This is a genomic window from Paenibacillus taichungensis (assembly GCF_013359905.1).
In the GTDB taxonomy this organism is placed as follows: domain Bacteria; phylum Bacillota; class Bacilli; order Paenibacillales; family Paenibacillaceae; genus Paenibacillus; species Paenibacillus taichungensis.
Genome location: NZ_JABMCC010000121.1, coordinates 383,801 through 403,361 on the forward strand (window position 1 = coordinate 383,801; position 19,561 = coordinate 403,361).

General features: G+C 46.3%; 17 protein-coding genes. 11 read left to right on the forward strand and 6 right to left on the reverse strand.

Annotation, left to right across the window (positions count from 1 at the left end):
- Positions 1-113 precede the first annotated feature (113 nt).
- Positions 114-1,079 carry a helix-turn-helix transcriptional regulator gene (locus HP548_RS29380; RefSeq protein WP_175383636.1) on the forward strand — a complete coding sequence of 322 codons (966 nt, stop codon included), beginning with the start codon at positions 114-116 and terminating at the stop codon, positions 1,077-1,079.
- A 55-nt stretch (positions 1,080-1,134) separates the two neighbouring features.
- Here HP548_RS29380 and HP548_RS29385 read toward each other — a convergent pair whose 3' ends face one another.
- Positions 1,135-1,806, reverse strand: a complete 672-nt coding sequence (locus HP548_RS29385) for a 3'-5' exonuclease (protein WP_076291441.1) — start codon at positions 1,804-1,806, stop codon at positions 1,135-1,137.
- Positions 1,807-2,242: 436 nt separating this feature from the next.
- On the opposite strand from HP548_RS29385, the gene HP548_RS29390 reads away from it, so the two are divergent.
- The gene (locus tag HP548_RS29390) at positions 2,243-4,189 is read left to right on the forward strand and encodes an FAD-dependent oxidoreductase (RefSeq protein ID WP_246318264.1); all 1,947 of its coding nucleotides are present in this window, start codon (positions 2,243-2,245) and stop codon (positions 4,187-4,189) included.
- Positions 4,190-4,604: 415 nt separating this feature from the next.
- Positions 4,605-6,377, forward strand: coding sequence for a proline--tRNA ligase (locus HP548_RS29395; protein WP_175383637.1), 1,773 nt, complete (start codon positions 4,605-4,607; stop codon positions 6,375-6,377).
- 586 nt (positions 6,378-6,963) lie between these two features.
- Here HP548_RS29395 and HP548_RS29400 read toward each other — a convergent pair.
- The 3 genes from HP548_RS29400 to HP548_RS29410 all read right to left on the reverse strand — a co-directional run bounded on the left by HP548_RS29400 (position 6,964) and on the right by HP548_RS29410 (position 9,851).
- The gene (locus HP548_RS29400; RefSeq protein WP_175383638.1) at positions 6,964-8,763 is read right to left on the reverse strand and encodes a 5'-nucleotidase C-terminal domain-containing protein; all 1,800 of its coding nucleotides are present in this window, start codon (positions 8,761-8,763) and stop codon (positions 6,964-6,966) included.
- A 191-nt stretch (positions 8,764-8,954) separates the two neighbouring features.
- Entirely contained in the window at positions 8,955-9,362 is a 408-nt protein-coding gene (locus HP548_RS29405) for an ImmA/IrrE family metallo-endopeptidase (RefSeq protein WP_062323893.1), read from the reverse strand.
- A gap of 42 nt (positions 9,363-9,404) precedes the next feature.
- Entirely contained in the window at positions 9,405-9,851 is a 447-nt protein-coding gene (locus tag HP548_RS29410; protein ID WP_076291444.1) for a helix-turn-helix domain-containing protein, read from the reverse strand.
- A gap of 751 nt (positions 9,852-10,602) precedes the next feature.
- Between HP548_RS29410 and HP548_RS29415 the strand changes: the two genes are divergently transcribed.
- From HP548_RS29415 to HP548_RS29445, 7 genes are all read left to right on the forward strand, one after another.
- Positions 10,603-11,085 (forward strand): ArpU family phage packaging/lysis transcriptional regulator, encoded by a 483-nt coding sequence (locus HP548_RS29415; protein WP_175383639.1) that lies wholly within the window; start codon positions 10,603-10,605, stop codon positions 11,083-11,085.
- Between the two features lie 95 nt (positions 11,086-11,180).
- Entirely contained in the window at positions 11,181-12,851 is a 1,671-nt protein-coding gene (locus tag HP548_RS29420; RefSeq protein ID WP_175383640.1) for a GAF domain-containing sensor histidine kinase, read from the forward strand.
- An 18-nt stretch (positions 12,852-12,869) separates the two neighbouring features.
- A complete protein-coding gene (locus tag HP548_RS29425) occupies positions 12,870-13,592 on the forward strand; it encodes a response regulator (RefSeq protein WP_076291446.1) in 723 nt (240 codons plus the stop codon).
- 182 nt (positions 13,593-13,774) lie between these two features.
- On the forward strand, positions 13,775-14,350 hold the full coding sequence (locus HP548_RS29430) for an NADPH-dependent FMN reductase (RefSeq protein WP_175383641.1): 576 nt from the start codon (positions 13,775-13,777) through the stop codon (positions 14,348-14,350).
- An 18-nt stretch (positions 14,351-14,368) separates the two neighbouring features.
- Complete coding sequence (locus tag HP548_RS29435; protein WP_175383642.1) at positions 14,369-14,839, forward strand: VOC family protein; 471 nt, start codon at positions 14,369-14,371, stop codon at positions 14,837-14,839.
- Entirely contained in the window at positions 14,836-15,471 is a 636-nt protein-coding gene (locus HP548_RS29440; protein ID WP_175383643.1) for a VOC family protein, read from the forward strand. Before HP548_RS29435 ends, HP548_RS29440 begins: the two co-directional genes overlap by 4 nt.
- A gap of 41 nt (positions 15,472-15,512) precedes the next feature.
- Positions 15,513-16,568, forward strand: a complete 1,056-nt coding sequence (locus HP548_RS29445) for a hypothetical protein (RefSeq protein ID WP_246318265.1) — start codon at positions 15,513-15,515, stop codon at positions 16,566-16,568.
- Positions 16,569-16,623: 55 nt separating this feature from the next.
- Here HP548_RS29445 and HP548_RS29450 read toward each other — a convergent pair whose 3' ends face one another.
- A complete protein-coding gene (locus tag HP548_RS29450; protein ID WP_076291450.1) occupies positions 16,624-17,106 on the reverse strand; it encodes a hypothetical protein in 483 nt (160 codons plus the stop codon).
- Between the two features lie 48 nt (positions 17,107-17,154).
- Positions 17,155-17,295: a hypothetical protein gene (locus HP548_RS29455; RefSeq protein ID WP_175383644.1), complete on the reverse strand. Its 141-nt coding sequence runs from the start codon at positions 17,293-17,295 to the stop codon at positions 17,155-17,157.
- A gap of 163 nt (positions 17,296-17,458) precedes the next feature.
- Between HP548_RS29455 and HP548_RS29460 the strand changes: the two genes are divergently transcribed.
- Entirely contained in the window at positions 17,459-19,312 is a 1,854-nt protein-coding gene (locus HP548_RS29460) for a DUF4127 family protein (protein WP_175383645.1), read from the forward strand.
- Positions 19,313-19,561 lie beyond the last annotated feature (249 nt).

Here is a 19,561-nt window from a genome sequence, read left to right on the forward strand (position 1 = left end):
TTTTTGAAGGTGAAGTCAAGGAATAAGTCGAATGTACTAAACAACATAATAATAAAAAAATGGATGGAGTTGTATCGAATTTATTGAAACAACATCGTGGAGGGTCCGGCAAAATGACAGACCGACTGATCCGATTAATGCGCATTATTACTCTTGTGCAGGCCAAGCCGGGTATTCTGGCCCGTGAGCTTGCCGAGCGGTGCGAGACAACGGAAAGGACGATATACCGCGACATGGAGGCCCTCAGTGCAATGCATATCCCCATCGCCAATATGGGACACGGGAGAGGATACATGTTTATCAGCCATTTTGCCATGTATCCGCTGAATTGGTCTGATGAAGAAGCTCAAGCCTTTATGCACCTGGCAGAAGTCATGGAGAATATTCGTCCGTTGCTGAAGCCTGCTTTTGAGAGCGCGTATGAGAAAGTGGTTGCTTCGAGTCAGAAAAACAAAACAGAGCGAGTGGAATGGTCTGAGCAAATTGGCGGGTTGTTCAAGGTGGGTGCTTCTGCTTGGCAAAATGAAAGTACCGAACTTCTGAATCACTCACTGGTGACCTTGCTTCAGGCCGGAATTTCCCAGAACACTATTGAAGGAGAATATCTGTTTCAAGGTAAAAAGGGGATTGCACGAATGGACCCCTACTGTCTTATTCCTCGTGAATACCGATTTGATCTGTTGGCGTATTGTCACCTGTCAGAGAAACTGAGAATATTTCAAGTGAACCGTTTGTACAGGGTTCGGATTTTGCCACGCACGTTCCGCAAAGATGACTACCTTTTACAATCTCACTTCCGTACGCCACAGGAACTTAGCGGCAGTACGGAGTGGACTGCTTTCAAAATCAGATTCTCACCGCACGCTGTGGAGCGTGTCATGCAGGAGCAGTTTTTTGCACGCCCCATCTTGACGATTGAACCGGAAGGCACGTTGTTGTTTGAAGCCATATTGAGTGATGAAGAAGGGTTTCTAACGTGGTTGTCTCAATATGGACCCGATGCCGAAATTCTGGAACCCGAGAAATGCCGCCTCATGATGAAAGAACGTCTGGAACGTTGGAGGGAGATCTACAACTGAACTTCAATGCAGATCATGGCTGGTCTGCCTTTGTTCAACATGCAATCGTAGTCCATTATTCTTTGGTCTTGAACAGGTGTGCAAGGTTACCGAAAGGGGAATCTTTCTCGTCATCTTCTACACTACTGGAATAGACCACTTTGGATGTGATGCCCTCATCATCAGCGGCGCAATTGGTTTCCAGTTTGAACTGATCAAATTGATGTATGAATACTTTGGCTGTATTAATCGCATCATCCAAAGCGCGGTGCTGAGTGCCATCGAATTCAATACCACACAGTTCAAGAGCCTGAGCGAGTCCAAGCTGACGGAATTTTCCTTCCTTACGTACTGTGCGTGACCATTGCTGTTGAATATCATTGTGGTTGGTGATCCAGGCTACATCGAGTTGATGAGTGCGACAATGAGAGATCAGTTTGGCGCGGTCATCCGGTCCCCAGGAGCACATGTAATAGGATTCAGTTCCCATCCAGGCAATAAATTGATTCAGTGCTTCCGGAAAAAGAGGGGCTGCGTCAATGTCTTTCTGCGTAATACCCGTAAACTGAATCGTATCGGCGGACAGCACCGATTTATTGGATGGACGAACATAAGTGTGGAACGTGTCCGATACGTACAGGCCGTTCTCACCTTCCGTTACTTTGACGGCACCGATATCTATAATTTCAGAAGAGTATCGTGTATTGCGACTTACCGTGAATTCAAGATCGTAAATAATATATGGCATAGGACAAACTCCTTTATCAATTAATACATGGTTTCTATTTCTCTATATTACAGGGAACGCACGGCCATGTCAGCCATCGCCCAGCAATTCATGGAGAGTGAGTAATAACAGTTGGGGAGTGTTGAAGTTTCTTTTTATATGAAGTGTATAGGTTTGATATGCCTTTACATTGCAAAAAGGGGTCTTTATAATGGATAAAGTTAGGATGCAGTCCAAGTTTTTGTTGTCATTGTTATGCAAAATCGTAGGATCTTAATCATGACATGAGGCCGATATAATCAACATTTCCTGACATGGTGCAAACCGTTGGGGAGTGTTTTTTTTATGGACATTTTTGGTCAGAGAGGAGGGTAGCATTTTGTTGGAAGAATATCGGAGTTAGTGATACATTAATAGTTTTTATGAATTTACATTACATAGTGGAGGATTAATTATTTTGGTTAGCAAAAAAATGAAAGCAACAGCAATTACAGCCGCTGTATTTATTATTTTATTTAGTGCAGCTTATGCTGCCTTTTATATCTGGAACAAGAACTATAAATTCAATAATAATTATGTATGGCAGCCATTGGAGACTGTACAATCTAGCACAACGCTGTCCGATTCTTATAACGTTATTGTTGCTGGAACTGATCCGGAGGGAATCACGGCTGCGTTATCTGCTGCCCGCAATGGGATGCGGGTATTGTTGGTTGAAGCAAGAGATCGCAACATGATGGGAGGGTTGATGACCGAAGGGGGACTTAATACGTTAGATTTGAATTACTCTCCTGATCAGCCGCAATGGTTGAGCAGTCTTCGACAGCCTGATTTTCTGAATAAAGGGATTTTCCAGGAATGGTTTGACCAGATTGAGGGCAGTTCTTTTGATACCCATACAGCGGCTAACGTTTTCTATCGAATGATTCATTCCGAACCTAACATTGACCTTCTGATGAATGTCAAACATTTGGAGCCCATTACTGAGTCTGCCCCGGAAGGGCGAACTACAATTATGGGGATGAACATCACTAAAGAAGACGGAACCATTATAAAAATTGCAACACGTTCAATCATTGACGCTACGCAGGATGCAGATATTGCAGCGGCGGCTGGGGTCCCATATTCCATAGGTAGACAGGACATTGGAGATGGCAAGGCCAAGATGGTCTCTACGCTTGTATTTAAGTTAAGTGGTGTTACAGATGAAGTATGGCAGAAGTTCAGGGAAAGAGAAGGTACGGGCGTGGATAAAATGAGTGCCTGGGGATACGGTGATGCGCGAAAATATGAATCGACCGATCCGCAACGTATCAAGATTCGTAGTCTGAACATTGGGAGACAAAACGATGATACCATCTTGATCAATACGATGCAGATCTTTGGAGTAGATCCGCTGAATCCGGCATCTGTGAAAGAAGGACTGGAAATAGGGCGGAAGGAAGCTCCTTTGATCGTTGATTTTTTGAAGAAAAATTACGAGGAGTTTGCAGGGCTTGAATATGCCGGAACGGCGAATGAGCTTTACGTGAGAGAATCACGTCACATCTATGGTGAGTATCGTCTGACACTTGCTGATGTTATGGAGAATCGAGATCATTGGGATGCAATTGGTTATGGTTCATACGATATCGATATTCAGAGCACGAGTGTGGGCAATCCCGGTACCATTATGCTGAGTCCAGTTCAATATGGTGTACCTTTCCGTTCGCTTGTCCCATTGAAAGTTGATGGTCTGTTAGTAGTAGGACGAGCAGCAAGTTTTGACACGATTCCACATGGAAGCGCAAGAGTCGTCCCTCTGGGGATGGCTACTGGAGAAGCTGCTGGAGCAGCGGTCAAACTGGCATATGTACACAAAGAGTCCTTCCGGGAACTCTCAGCTTCCGAGGAGCGTGCAACTGAATTGCGTAAGATGCTGGAGAAACAAGGCATGGATCTCTCGATGCATAATTTTGAGAAGCCCGAGTACATGGAGCATAAAGATTATAGGGGGTTACTTGCTGCCGCGAGTATGTACATGGCCTCAGGTAATTATAATAATGATGGTTGGGGTCTGGATACAGGTATGAATCCGGAACGATACTTAAGTAAATTGAAAAGATTGCAAGCCATGTTTCCAAACTTTTATACAGGCAGTGCTGATAAAGTTGTTGTGAGTATGAAGAATGCTTCCGCTTTACCTTTAACTCTGGATCAAGCCGCGTATATGATATGTTTGGCAATGGGAGCTACTGAAGCTGAAACTACACCTGAATTGGCACTTACTCAATTGCAAATGCAGAACTTCGTAAGCGAGGACACGCTTGCTGGTATAGCAAACAAAAACGAGCTTACGAATGGAGACGCGTACATGCTCATCCGTGATGTGGTGGAATATTATTCGGGGGTAGTATTTGAGTGAATGGTTGACAATTTCTTGTAAATACACTATTGTGATCAAAATGATAACAGCGATCAACGAGGACATAATTACGTCAGCCAGCTTCTACAGAGAGGAAACCGCTTAGTGCAAGGTTTCTGTTGCTGTTTCGTTATTCCTACCTCGCGAGCTGCGGAGGAGAAGGCCCGAACGGCCTGTAACCTTCGCCGGATGGGCCCGTTATGCTCTGAAGGACTGCATGTTCACGTTTTGTATAGGTTGCAAACGGAGAACCGGTTTATGGTCAATGCCTTGATGATTTGATGGCAGAGTCGACCGGCAAAGTGCAGTTAAATAAGGGTGGTACCACGACACATTCGTCCCTTGACGGATGTGTTTTTTTGCTGTTTATAACCAAATTAACAATAATGAATAGAAGAATAAGGGGTGTGACAAGATGCGTCAAAGTGAAATGCTTGTTCCAACATTACGTGAAGCACCAGCAGAGGCAGATGCAGCAGGGCATCGCTGGTTATTGCGCTCGGGAATGATTCGCCAACTTGCAGCAGGGATATACAGTTACCTACCCTTGGGACGTCGTATCTTGCTGAATGTCGAACGAATCGTTCGGGAAGAAATGGACCGTGCAGCATGTCAGGAAGTATTGTTGCCAATCATGCAGCCTGCTGAGCTATGGGAAGAATCCGGAAGATATACACAGTATGGCCCTGAGTTGATGCGTCTGAAGGATCGCCATGCACGAGAATTCGCCCTGGGTCCTACCCATGAAGAGGTTGTGACTGCACTAGCTCGTGACGAGGTTAATTCTTATCGGAAGCTGCCGTTTACACTTTATCAGATTGGAACCAAATTCAGAGATGAACGTCGTCCAAGATTTGGATTGCTGCGGGGACGGGAGTTCATCATGAAGGATGCGTACTCTTTTGCTTCCGATTGGGAAGAGCTGGATCGCACCTATCAGTCCATGAATACAGCGTATTCGCGCATTTTGGAGCGTTGTGGACTGGAATATATTCGAGTGGAAGCTGATGCGGGCACCATTGGTGGTCAGGGGGAGACCCACGAATTCATGGCACTTGCTGATGTGGGAGAAGATACGATCGTAACCTGCAAACACTGTGGATATGCCGCAAATCTGGAGAAGGCGGGGTATCAGATTTCTAAATCTTCTGCTAAGAATCCAGGAAAAGCGGAAGCTTCTGCTGACCTAAAAATGGTTGAAAAAGCTGATGGGAATACCGAGGGTGACACGTTGGTTCGTATCCAAACGCCAGGTGTACGTACGATCAATGAGTTAAGCGCCTTTGTGGGCAAGGATGCCAAGCACATGATCAAAACATTGCTTTATCAGGCCGATGGTCAACTGGTCGCTGCACTTGTTCGTGGGGATCATGAAGTGAATGATATTACGCTGAAGCAGGTATTGGGTGTAGAGGAGCTCATTCTGGCTGATGAAACTGCTCTTGCAAGTCATCCGAAATTAACTGTAGGTTTCCTGGGTCCCATTGGACTGGATCTGCCGATTGTAGTAGATGCGGATGTAGCTGCAATGGAACGTGCCATTACAGGAGCGAATGAAGTTGATGTACACTATTCGAATGTAGTTCCAGGTAAAGATTTTGCTTTGGACAAAGTAGATCGAATCCGTTTCGCTGCTGAAGGTGACGGCTGCCCAACCTGTGGAGAAGCGCTTGTATTCACAAAAGGAATAGAAGTGGGGCATATCTTCAAACTGGGAACCAAGTACAGTGACGCTATGGGAGCATCCTTCCTGGATCGCAATGGACGGCAGTGCGCACCTGTAATGGGTTGTTACGGTATCGGTGTGTCTCGTCTGATGGCCGCTATTGCTGAACAATATGCCGGAGAAGATGGTATCCGTTGGCCGTCAGCCATCGCACCTTATCATGTACATCTGATCCCAATGAGCTGGAAGGATGAACATCAACGCGAACTTACGCTGGAACTGGAACAACAACTATTAGATGCCGGATACAGCGTACTAGTAGATGATCGTGATGAACGGCCAGGGGTGAAGTTCAAGGATTCGGAATTAATCGGTTTGCCTGTCCAGATTGTTATTGGCCGAGGTGCGGCAGAAGGACAGGTGGAATTTGGATCGCATGTTCTTGCAGCACAAGGTGAATCCAAACGAATCAGTCTGTCGGCACAAGAGGCTGTAAGTCAGGTGAAGGAACAGCTATTATAGTCCGGAATTAAAAACATATATCCTTATGAAACCGTGCTACGTGCCTCTATATAATAGAACGATGTATAATAGGTCCGGATATTATGCGGTAAGAGATGTTTGTGGTTATGTAACGGATTAAAGCATTAAAAAGAGGGCTATAGTCATGTAAGAATGCAACACTATTTGCGTATTGTCATACCAAATAACTAGAATTTGAAAAACTGTATTCTGTATACAGTCGGTTTGTCCATAAGAGCTTCAAGCGTACCATGTCAGGAATCTATGCATGTGCAAATACGCAAATCATGGAACAAGAAATATAGCGTTTTGAATGTGAAATAACCGCATGAGAGTGGCAATTTGGGATATTTCTTCTATAGTCCATGGTAGAGGGCATGGGATGAAGGGATTTCTTAAAGTGGCTTTGGGGATTTATTTTTGCAGCAAAGCTATAATCATGAAAACATGGAGTGTACAACTCGGTAGGTTAACTACGGAGTGATGTAATAAGTAAAATAGAAAAGGGTGTCCATCAGCCGGTTATGGCTTGAGGGACACCCTTTTTTTTGAATCTTATTGTGCAAATATCTGCTCTTCTCAGAACTTAAGAGGCTGCAGGCAGTTTCAATTGCTGACCTGGATAAATCCAGTGTGGATTTTTGATCTTATTCAGCTTTTGCAGAGCTTGCCAAGTGGTACCGTATTGTTTGGAGATGGAATACAAGGAATCTCCGGATTTTACAACATGCACTTTGGCTGGAGCTGGTTTGCTTGGCGTCGGTTTCGACGGTGTTTCTGGTTTTGGTGTCTCTGGTTTCGGTGTAGTTGGAGCTGGTGTTTCCGTTACTGGAGCTTCCGGTTCAACCGCAGGAGCTTTTGCTTCCTTAATTCGACCATCTGTTTTGATATCTACAGCGCCCAGTTTTTGCATGTATTCGATCAACGCTTCATCCATAGCACCGTACATGCCGGACGTTGTGTATTTTGCAAACATCGTGTACTCATCACCGCCAACAGCAGTGAAATCATTCGTAGCCATGGTGTACGTTGCTTTTGGATCAAGGGTTTTATCTCCGATCATGACGGAGTGTACACGGCTGCCTTTTGCAGCGGAAGAATCAATGCTGAATGTCATTCCGGATACTTGTGGGAATCCGCCACTTGGTTCTGGATAAGATCCTACACCGTTTTCAAGGGCTGCGATTACATCGGAGCCTGTTACTTCAAGCGTTACAACCTGATTACCAAAAGGAAGGACAGTAATGATATCACCTTTAGTCACGATACCTTTTTCAATAGAAGAACGAATACCGCCACCGTTGGTGAGTGCGATATCGGCTTTGCTGACGTCACGGATGGCATCTGCCAGCAGGTCACCCAGGTTCGTTTCACCTGCGCGTACTTGTTCACGTTTGCCGTCCAGCAGAATCGCTGTATTGGCTACTTCTTCTTTCAGAATGGGTTCTTGTTCTTTCTGAATGGAGTTCACCAATGTGGCAACTTTCTCATTTGGTTTGATGTCTTTTGCTTCCGTTTCATCAATCAGTGTAGCTTGTTTTTTCGTTACTTTGCCGCCGTCAACCCACAGGTCGATCACGCCTACAAAGTTTGTATATTCTCCAGCGCTGGCGATCAATGTTCCGTTATCGGATACAAGTCCATCTTGCAGAACCGTATGGCTATGACCGTCGATAAATACATCAATGCCAGGCACTTCTTTTACAACTTTGAAGCTAGTATCGGTGCTGGACGCGTCTTGTCCAAGGTGTCCCAATACAACAACAACATCTACTTTGCTGCGAATTTCGTTCACAAGAACTTTGGCTTCCGCAGTTGGGTCTGTAATATCAAGACCTTCCACATTTTTCGGATTTGTTTTGTACATCGTTTCCGGTGTAGTCAGTGCAATGATACCGATCTTCACGCCGTCTACTTCTTTAATGAGGTAAGGCTCGAAGAGACGAGTTCCGTCTTTCTTTTTCACATTGGCACTGAGCATGGGGAAGTTCATCATATCCGCAAGTTCGATGAGGCGCTCGGAACCGTAGTTGAATTCGTGGTTACCCGGTACAATCGCCTGATAACCAATTTCGTTCATTACTTTGACAATGCTCTCACCGTTAACGAGTGTAGCAAAGGTTGTACCATGCACTGCATCTCCGGCATCCAGCAGAAGGGTATTTGGGTTTTCGCTACGGTATTTGTCCGCAATTCCAGCAACTTTGGCGAAACCCATCGCAGGTGAGGACTCAACTGCGCGTGCGTGCGTGTCATTCGTATGTAGAATAGTAATGTGCTTACCTGTGCCCGGAGTGGTATCCGTTGCAGCAGCGGCAATGCCTACACTGCCAAACAGCAAACAGAGCGTTAGCATAAGTGAAACATAAGTCTTCCAGATTTTCATATAAATCAGTAACCTCCCCAAAATAATAATCTACGTGAGCGTTTACACAACTCATGTTGTATTTTACCAGACTACTATTAGGAAATCTCGCTATTCACGTAAAAATAGGTAACCTGAAAGTGACATCTGATTTTTAAAGTGGAAGATGAAGAGAGAATTTTGCTTCAAAGGAACGTATGTTCTTAAAAAGACTAAAAAAAATGCTGCACTTCACGTGGCAGTCCAGTACGCAAACAAAATTTCTCCAGTGATTCATCCGGCTCTGGCATCACCCCTGAAGTTAGAAGCTGTATGGCAAAACGATTGGCCTGTCTTTCCAGCTTGCCCGGGGCAAAATAGGAGTGTTCCTCCAGAAAGAAGCGGTTTATGCCTTTGTGCAATCGGTCATGTCCAAGTTCATGGGCACACACGAAACGCTGCCATTCCGGCGGTAAATCATTGTGAATGACGATAAATCTGCGACGGAGCTTTCGGAAATACAGTCCTTTGGTAGACTTGCCCAGATTGGTGAACCGGATCTGTATTCCAATGGCTCTGGCAATGCTGAAAGGGCAGTTGGTCCGGTGTTTTCGAATCAGCTTTGTTACAATGTCATCCATATCATCTCACCTGCTGCTTTAGTTTGTTCAGCTTGAAATGCTTCATGGGCGCTCGTCCGGATCGTTCGTTTTTTTGCGTTTGTTCATCTGTTTGGCTTCCCAGAACAGACCTGTCAGGACATCCTTGATTCGTTTCTTATCCTCATTATCCAGCGGGATGCCGTCAAACATCAGATCATCCTCGTCCTCGAGCATCTTTTTGAAGTCTCGACGGTCCTTGTAAGTTGCCCATTCTGGAGCGTCATGGAGCTGACTTTCTGTATTTCCGTTTTCCAGATATCCGGCCTGTTTCATCATATCCGCGTAGGGAACCGAGAGTGCATCGGAGATTTTGCGGATGGTAGCGGGCTTGGGAACTCCGCGAACCCCATTCTCAATGCGTGAAATTTGCGAGTTGCTGATTCCTGCTGCTTCGGCGAGCTGATTGATGCTGTATCCCTGTTGCTCGCGCAGTTGTTTCAGATAAGGACCAAAAGCGTGCTCCACAATTCATGCCACTCCTTTAATTCGTACAAGTGCTTGAATTATATATTAAGAGAACTTGTCTCACACGAGTCACTCCGATGGCAGAACAACCTTCCGATCACTGTTATCCCCAGATTTCTTTGATTCCCTTCTCAAAAGGGAGAAATCCGGTGATAAAGGTGAACGCTACGCTTCTCCAGGTTTTTTCTACCCTCTCCGTAGACGTGCAAATCTACCATTCAATCTTAAGATATAAAAATCAAATGACTTATACGAGGATCTTTAATTATCTGTACTATATCGTATATATACCATTAGGTAAAGGGATATGAAACAATTATGCCAAAAGGTAAAGGAAATGAGAGCGTGGGTTTTATTTTATAGTTAAAACGACCCAAAATGAAGGTTTACGCCGATCCCCAGAAAGTGGTATCCTCAAATAGAAATACGAACAAAATACGAACAAAATGTAAAGTTGAGACAAGTTGGATGATGAGGAAAATGATTATTCTTGCTTCATAGCTGACTTTAATTGATTCCAAAAGGCAACAGAAAAAAGTTGAATAATGCCGTTACTATTTCAGAGAACTGGATAACTCTAATAAAAGGAGTATTTTGTATTCATCCAGAGAGCGATTCAAATCAGCAATAGGTAGATCGAAAAGCTTCTATTCGTCTATCTATTGTACCCGTAAGCGACTGGAACCGAATAATACAAAATACCAAAAATGAGATGAATGCGAGTTTAACTGACCCTTTAAGGAGGAGAATGAATATGGAACTGATGCTGCCCGAATTGGACCGACGCAAAACACAGACTGCTGTTGAAGCCGCGCTGGAAAAATACCGGATTTATAAAACGATTGCTTTTGAAGAACGAGAGGTAATGGTGACGGCGAGTTACACAGAGCGTTTCCATGGTGCAACGAATGTGACCGGGGATTCCACTGCCAGAACGGCAATCTATAATGTGGATGTGCAGCGAGCACGTCAGGCGTACTGCGATACGATTGATTTTGTGGTATCTCGACTGAGCGAGAAGGAACGTGTACTTGTCAGAGAACGTTATCTGAAGGATGACGATGTATTTGACTATAAAGTGTATAACCATGTGTTTGACCCGCCTGTCAGCAAGGATACGTATACGAAGATCCGGACACGTGCTTTCTATAAAATGGCGCTGGCTCTGTCAGATCGGGGTCTCATTAATATGGAGCCTTTATCTGCATCTCGTAAAGAGCGACAGAAGCTGGGCTAGAGGTGAAGCTAGAAGTTCATCCTTTTATATCCTTCGCTGATTGTATACAATAATTGAAAACAACACTAAGGATCAGTCAAAGGAGAGGAATCCGCATGACGGAACAAGCCGGAATGCAGGAGATGTACACACTGAAGACGATCGCGGAAACCCTCAACACATCCAACGACCTGAATCTGATGCTGGATACGGTACTCGGTAAATTGTTGGAACTGACGGGATTGACTACGGGCTGGGTGTTCCTGATCAATAATCAGGGAGAGTACTCCTGTATTGCTGATTACAGTCTGCCTCCTGCTCTGCTGCATCATGATAAGGAGCCGATGCGCTGTGGGTCTTGCTGGTGCGTGAATCGCTTCCGGGACGAGAGATTGGATAATGCCGTCAATATCATTAATTGCAAACGCCTGGAGGATGCCGTCGATCATCAATGGGGAGATACCCGTGACATCACCCATCATGCAACGGTTCCGCTCCGCTCGGGGGAGAAGATGCTGGGACTGCTGAATGTTGCGGCACCAGGAAAAGAGCATTTTAGTGATAGTGAGCTGGCGCTTTTGCAGGCTGTAGCTTATCAGATAGGTAGTGCAATGGAGCGGATGAGATTATATAGCGCAGAGCAAAGGCGAGCGGATCTGTATGTCAGGCTGGGGGAGTTCAGCCGATCGCTGGGCGTGACGGTCAACGATTGCAACAGTGGAGACGATATGGCCAAGACGGTTGTAAAGCTGCTGGGACATCATTATGACTGGCCATTTGCCACACTGTTATCCCAGAAGAATGGAAGCTTTATGGTACAGGCCGCTCATGCTCATGGCAGGTCCGAACTGATGACACTATCTGGGCTCTCTCCAGAGGTGGAGAATCGCATGCATCGTGTGATTGATTCTCATCGGGCTATGGTATTGTCGGCAACGGATATTCGAGATATTTCTGCCATTTGCAATACCCGACTTCCTATGTCCGTTTTGGCTTCGGGCTTGGCTGCACCCATCCCATTAAGTTCTCCTGGCGAAACGGCAGTACTGGTGGTTGGATTGGGTTCGGCCAATGACTTCCTTCAGGCAGATCGTGAGGTTTTCGATGCACTCGCTGAACATATTACAGCCTCGTGGGAGAGTCTGAGACTTGTATACAAACGCCGGGAATTAACCCGACTGGAGGAACGAAACCGACTAGCTCGAGATTTGCATGATTCGGTGAACCAAATTTTGTTCTCCCTGTCCCTGACAGCCAAAGGGGCGGAGAGCATGTTATCCGGATCACAACAGCTGCATCCGGCTGCGGAAGCGATGAAGGATATACGTTCCTTGTCACAGGAAGCATTGAAGGAAATGCGTGCCTTGATTATGCAACTTCGTCCGGCGGGGTTGGAGTCTGGACTGATCAGTGCCTTGCAGGAATATGGTACAGGACAGGGATTGCAGGTCGTTGTACATCGGACGGGTATGCGCTCCTTGCCTCAAAGTATCGAGGAAGGCTTATGGCGTATTGGACAGGAAGCGCTCAATAATGTACGTAAACATGCGGGAGTCCCTTCCGCTGAAATATCCCTCCAGCTAAGCGATCAGGAAGCGGTCTTAATCGTTACAGATCGTGGGAAAGGTGGAGCCAAAAGGCGTGAGGCCTTGCCTGCCAGTTCACTTGGTCTGTCCATCATGAGAGAACGAGCCCAGTCATTGGGCGGCAGACTTGAACTTGTGAGTTCATCCCGTAAGGGAACATCGGTAACGGTCGTCATTCCACTTCCGTCCGAATCTGTATAAAATCAGGGGGAAGAAGACATGCCGATTACGATTTTACTCGCGGACGATCATGCAATGGTGAGGCGTGGGTTGCACGTTTTTTTGTCCACACAGCCAGATATGGAAGTCGTCGGAGAAGCCTCGAACGGACAGGAAGCACTGGAACAGGCAGAACAGCTGCACCCGGATGTGGTATTAATGGATCTGCATATGCCAGTGCTTGATGGGATTGAGACGGCGAGAAGGCTTCGTGCGATCTTGCCTGGAATCCGTATCATCGTGCTTACGTCCTTCTCGGATCAGGATCATGTCGTACCAGCCGTACGCGCTGGGGTGAAGGGATATTTGCTGAAAGATATTGAGCCAGAGGATCTTGCCGTTGCTATCCGTAATGTGCATGCAGGTCAGGTTGAGCTTCATCCTGCAGCAGCAGGACAATTAATGCATGTGCTGGCTTCATCTGAACTGTCGATGAATGAAGCGCATGTGCATGCAAATCCGCATACGTCTACTCGGCTTCCGGAGCAGGAGCGGGTTGGGCTGGGAAAAGAAACTTCTCATGGCCCGGACATGCTCACCCGTCGGGAACGAGAGGTTCTGGGGCTGATCGCACAAGGATTGAGTAATAAAGAGATCGCCATCAAACTAATCATTACCGAGAAAACGGTGAAAACCCATGTCAGTCATCTGTTGGACAAATTGGGACTGGCAGACCGCACGCAAGCTGCGCTTCACGCCGTAAGAAATGGTTGGGTCGTCTGATCCAGCTTCCAATATTCTCAGACTAAAGTCGTAGAAACTCAACCCAAAGGTTGAGTTTTTTTGTGCTGCAAGTTAAGTCTATCTGCTGACGATTCCGAGGTAGAAGCAAGGTAAGATGAGAGTAGAGAAAGTTGAATCGAAGAGATGGAATGTTTTTATAAAATCGAAGGAGAGTGACATAGATGAATATTATCATTTTGGCAGGCAGTAATCGGAAAAATGCAACCAGTACACGTTTAGGGGAATATGCCGCGGAGGTAATCAGCGGTCAGGGGCATGAAGCCAGCTTGTTCGATTTATATCAGACACCGCTCCCATTCTATGCACCGGATGAAAAACAGAATGAAGATCAGAATCTGTCTGACCTGAGCACACGTATGCTCGCAGCAGATGCCATTATTCTGTCTACGCCAGAGTATCACGGCAGTATCAGCGGTGTACTCAAAAATGCATTGGATCACCTGAGCCAGGCTCATTTCAGTGGTAAACCGGTATTGTCCATCAGCTCAGCAGGAGGTGCGGTGGGCGTAAGTTCGCTTTTGCAGCTGCAGGCAATTATTCGTAATTTGCACGGTATTAACGCGCAGGAGTGGATTTCCATTGGTGGTGCACAGCGCAGAAGATTTGAAGCAACGTTTGACGGATACGAAGAATTTGAAGGCAGTCAGGACATTGAGGATCGGATCAAACGCGTGATTGGTTCATTTTTGCACCTTGCCGAGACGTTAACTGCAGTACGGAAGCCGTCCGGGAGTTAAGAGAAAGAGGTTTTCATCATGATTAAAGGCATATTTGAGACTCATCTGAACGTAACGGATCTGGAGAGATCCCATCATTTTTATGAACAGATCATTGGATTGCAGCATGCTTATGGGCAGAAGGAACGTGGGAACTCCTTTTACTGGATTGGCGGTGAAGGCAACGCGATGCTCGGACTATGGCAAAAGGACCCTTCCGAGGTGCAGCGACAGCATTTTGCTTTTCAGGTATCGTTGGAGGACATGAAGCAAGCTGTCACTTACCTGGAGGATAAAGGAATCAAGACGCGTAACTTCTTGGATGATGATATTGGCGAGTTGTATGTATTTGGATGGATGCCGGCTGTGTCCGTGTATTTTACCGATCCGGATGGTCATTCCCTGGAATTCATATCGATGCTCCCGGATGAAGCGAAGCCGGAACTCGGCATGGTGCCATGGAGTGAGTGGGAGAAGATGCACGGTCGGGTGAAGGAGGACACAGCATGATTTTTGAAGAGGTCAAATTATATACAGCACCATTGGAAGACATCAAGCACTTTTATATCAATGCTCTGGGGTTGAACGTGGCTGAAGAGTCCGAGCATTCCTTTACGCTACAGATTGGTTTAACGAAAATGATATTCATGCGTAGTGAAGCGGATCAGAATCCGTTTTACCACTTCGCCTGGATGATTCCAGCGAATCGTTTTCAGGAGGCCAAAGCATGGGCAGCGGCACGTGTCCATCTAAGCAGGCATGAAGGTGAGGATGAGACCTATTCAACCAATTGGAACTCGAATTCGCTCTATTTCGAAGATCCTGTCGGTAACATTCTGGAGCTGATTGCTCATCATACCGTTCATAACGAGAGTGACCACGCCTTTTCGGAGAAGGATCTGCTGCAGGTGTGTGAGGTGGGACTTGTCACGGAAGATGTGCTTTCTGCGGTAGATGAACTAGAGCAGATGGGATTGAAACGATGGAGAGCGATTAGCGATACATTTGCCCCTGTTGGGGATGTGAACGGTCTGTTTATTGTGGTGAAGAAGGAGCGAACCTGGTTCTTTTCCGAGCAAAAAGCAAACATATATCCACTGGAAGTGTCCATTCGTGATGTTGGGAGACTTCGAATCGGCTAAAATGCGCGGAATAGCAGGTAAAACGGTCATATGTGCACCATTTGAATCATCTTATAGAAGTAAACGCTTTAAAGGAGTGTTTTGCTAAAAAACTGTTGCTGGTCGTGTGTGTATCAGGGTTCGCATCGATGAAGGGTGGTGGCATGTTGGATCGACGTTTGTTGGAAGAAGGGCTGGCTGTTATTGTCTCCAGTCGGGAGCGTACAGGAGATTTGTGGCACGCCCATTATGGGGCGGGAGCTATTGCGGCTTATTTTTGGGTGAGGGAAAATCGTCTCACTGCCCTTGCGGCGGGCAGTGTTACGGCTGAAGCGAAAGCCATGCTTCGCCAGCACGGATTGAACGATGGCTTGAACTCCCGGAATGGAGAGGTTTTGCCAAGGGAAGAGGCCGAAGCGCGTATTACAGCAGCGCTGGATCGAACCATCGGAGAACTGCACTGGGTTGGCCATCAGGCCATCTATGGTGCCCTTAGTCTGAAAGCCATTCGTGAACTGGATGGTTGGGGTACAGAGCATGACATGAATCAGATGGTTGAACTTATTGATTCTTTTGAACGAACCATTCCAGGTAGATCCTGGGTAAACACAACTGTGAAAGAAATTCGCAGCTTGCAGTTAAGTGAGGCAGACGGATTCCCTGATATAGAACGACCGGAACAATTGTCCCGGCTGATTCTGGATGAGCTTGGCGCATTTCGTACCATCTATCAGGCAGAAGCACATCATGATCTGATCGGCCACATGCTAACCTACGGGCACGCGCTTAATATATTATTTGAACTGGATTATCCTGCTTTGTTCCATAAAGGCATTCCGCCTTTTCTCAGGATGGTCAAGGCGCTGCGACTGAGCCGGGATGTGGATGTTGAACAGGAGATGCCAACGTTGCAATCTCCAGTTGACCGTCTGCCATTGATTCGTGCAGAACGCTCTGTTGCACTCCCACATGAACTGGAATACTGGCTCACCGACAGACGTTCCCGCGATTGGCATGGAGGTCATGTGTTCAAATTTCCATTCAGCTTCTACCATCATGCCAGAAACGGAAATTCGGTTCCGGAAAGCTGGGAAAACTTCCGCTATATTATCGCGTGAGCAAAATACTTTTAAGAGAGCACAGCCTGAGAAGGCTGTGTTTCTTTTTATCTTTTTAAAGGAGCCAAATTTCAAGGATAAACAGGATTATAATGACTCTGGATATCAGCATGAATGGTGATTTTCGTATGGGCTGACGCGCTGACCATATTCCCCAGGAACTCATAAGCGCAATACTGCCCCAGAACACCCACAAGGGAATGCCTTCGGGCGTAAATGGAAAGGACAGCGAGGGCAGACCTGTGTTGCCAGCCCCAAGAAGAACAGTGGTCATATAGACGAGCACAAGGTAAAGCAACTCAAATAGCAGGGTTTGTAGCCAGAAATAATAGATGTGGAGCACTCGAAGCAGAATGACTGTGACCAGGATAAACAGGATACCAACGGATGAGAATGTTGCAGCGGTCCATCCAATGAGTGATGAAGTTACAACATCTGTTTCCTGATAAAAGGTGTACATTGTCAGGGCATACATAACGGGGCCAGCCATATAACTGGTAACAGCGATCCACAGATAGAACCAGAGCTTTTTATTCATGATCGTATCCATCCTTTATGGTAAATAGGGTTAGAAAGGCCACTTATATCATATAAACAGCATCAGGAATGGATTTGTTGGGTTGTCCGGCAGAAGTCTCTGCAAGAAACCGACATTTAATCGCCATGATGGCAACAACAAATAGACGTAATCCATACGGATAACCGTCAGCGCGACCGATTTATACATGTAAGATTGTATTATCGGATCAGTAGCAAGAGACATATCCCGATAAGCACATACGCTAATGTACAGACCGGCCAGGGGCCGGTTTTTTTATGCGGTGATTGCACACTTGCTCTGATCGGGTACTAAAGAAAGACTGAATATATCTAACAGGAGGTTTTCGGATATGAAAACAGTATTGTATGTTCCACTGGATGATCGTCCAGCGAATCTGGATGACGTCGTTGTACAAGGAAAAGCAGCCGGTATCCATATCATTACACCGCACCTGGGTGACATTCAAAATCGTCTGGATTCCGAAAAAACGGTAGAAGGCACCACATTGCTTGGAACGTCTACGCCTACGTACGGTAAACCGTCCAACATTCATGATTTCATTTTGAAAAATGCCGCCAAAGTGGATGGATTCATCATCTCTTCGGATATGCTGGCTTATGGTGGTCTGATTGGCAGTCGTCAGCTTCGTGAAGATGGAGGGGGCACATATCCTGATTACGATCAGGACACAACCCGTTTGCTCGATGTGATCAAAGCGATTAAAGGAAAATATCCACGCAAACCGGTGTTTGTAATGGATACCATTATGCGACTCGCCACCACCTCATTTGCAGATGGTCTCGCATTGGATGCCTACAACGAGTCACGTGCATTGATGCAGCAGCCACGCCAGTCTTTTACGGCATTCGAGGATATTGTGAACGGGTACAACCTTTCTCCAGAGTCTACGGAATATGGGGAAACGACGTATTTTAATAAAGAACAGTACTACAACACTAGACAACATAAATTTAAAACCAATCTGTACATTTTAGATAAGCTTGCTCGCAAAGGATACATTGACTTCCTCGCCGTAGGCGTCGACGATGCGAATACGCAAGGTGTTCAGATTAACGAGATCAATTATGTGGAAGCACGAATCAATGAATGGCTCGGTGGGACGGATGGACAAAATCCCGATCGGGCGATTATCCTTCCAGATGCGGATGGCCTGGGTCACGCTCTGGTGGCACGTATGGCTAACCAATTGCTGCGCGGTGGGACGAAGACGCGTTATGCAGTGAAGTATTTTGGCCCTCATGGTTCCACGATTATCAATACCTACGAATATATGAATGTGCACGAGAATGTGGTGCGTCATGTGGATATTGTTGGTGGTGTGGTTGTAGCGGATTCCGCTTATCCAGGGCCTGATGTGGTAACGGATACGACTTCCGATGTGGAAAATGGAAATGAATTAACGAATGCTACATCTGTCGATGAAGCTTCTTCGTTTGATATGGCGTCTGAGTTGGATCGCATGACGAACCGTCATCCAGGCAAACCGGGTAAAAAACCGGTGCACATTGAGATTATTGCCATCACGGCGCTGGATCAGGTGCAGGCGGCTGTGGCGCAATTGACGAGCAATAGTGAGAAGGGGCTTCCTTCGGTGTTGATTGATTTTGTAGGAAAAGGTCCGGCCAACGTCGATGTAGCCGAAGCACTCCTGAACAGTCCGTATACGGGTCGGGTTCTGGGTTACAGTGCATGGAATACGCCGGGGAACAAAATCGGTATGGCTGTTGGTATGGGACAATCCCGTTATGCTTTGATTACAACAGAAACACATGCCCACGCGTTGCGAGATGCCGTGAATGCACAGGGGTCATTGTTGTTCAAACGTTTCCTGAAAGATTACTACTATAAAGCAGTAGCAATTGCAGATATCCGTACGTATTCCAGAGCACATGCGCTCTATACCAATGTGGCAACTCTAGCGGATCAGAACATGTCACTCTTCAACTCTGAGGAGGATTACGCTCATCTGCAGACTTTACTCAGGGATCTGATGCAGACCCACACCACGGCACTGGCGAACAAAACAGCATTTGCTCAAGGGAACGTAGCGATCAAACAAATTTGTAATGGCGAAGCAGCTTATGCGGAGTATTGCAGTGCACTGCTGGAATATGCGAATCCCGATTTCATTTGGGGACGTGCGTTTGAGATTAAGTTGAATCCGAAAGTTACGCTGAAATAGGGTGTTAATGGCATGAGCCACGCTGAGTCGTCTTTTTTCCACCCCAGATACACTCTTATTCGCACCGAAGTCGTACGAATCACCATCCGCGCTAGGGATGAAAGGGTGTAAGATTGTATTATCGGATCAATAGCAAGGACACACACCGAAAGCACATACGCTAATGTACAGATCGGCCACAAGGGGCCGGTCTTTTTTGTTGCGGTGAATGGTGTCCAGCTTTGGCGCCGGTGGAGAACCGTTAGCACA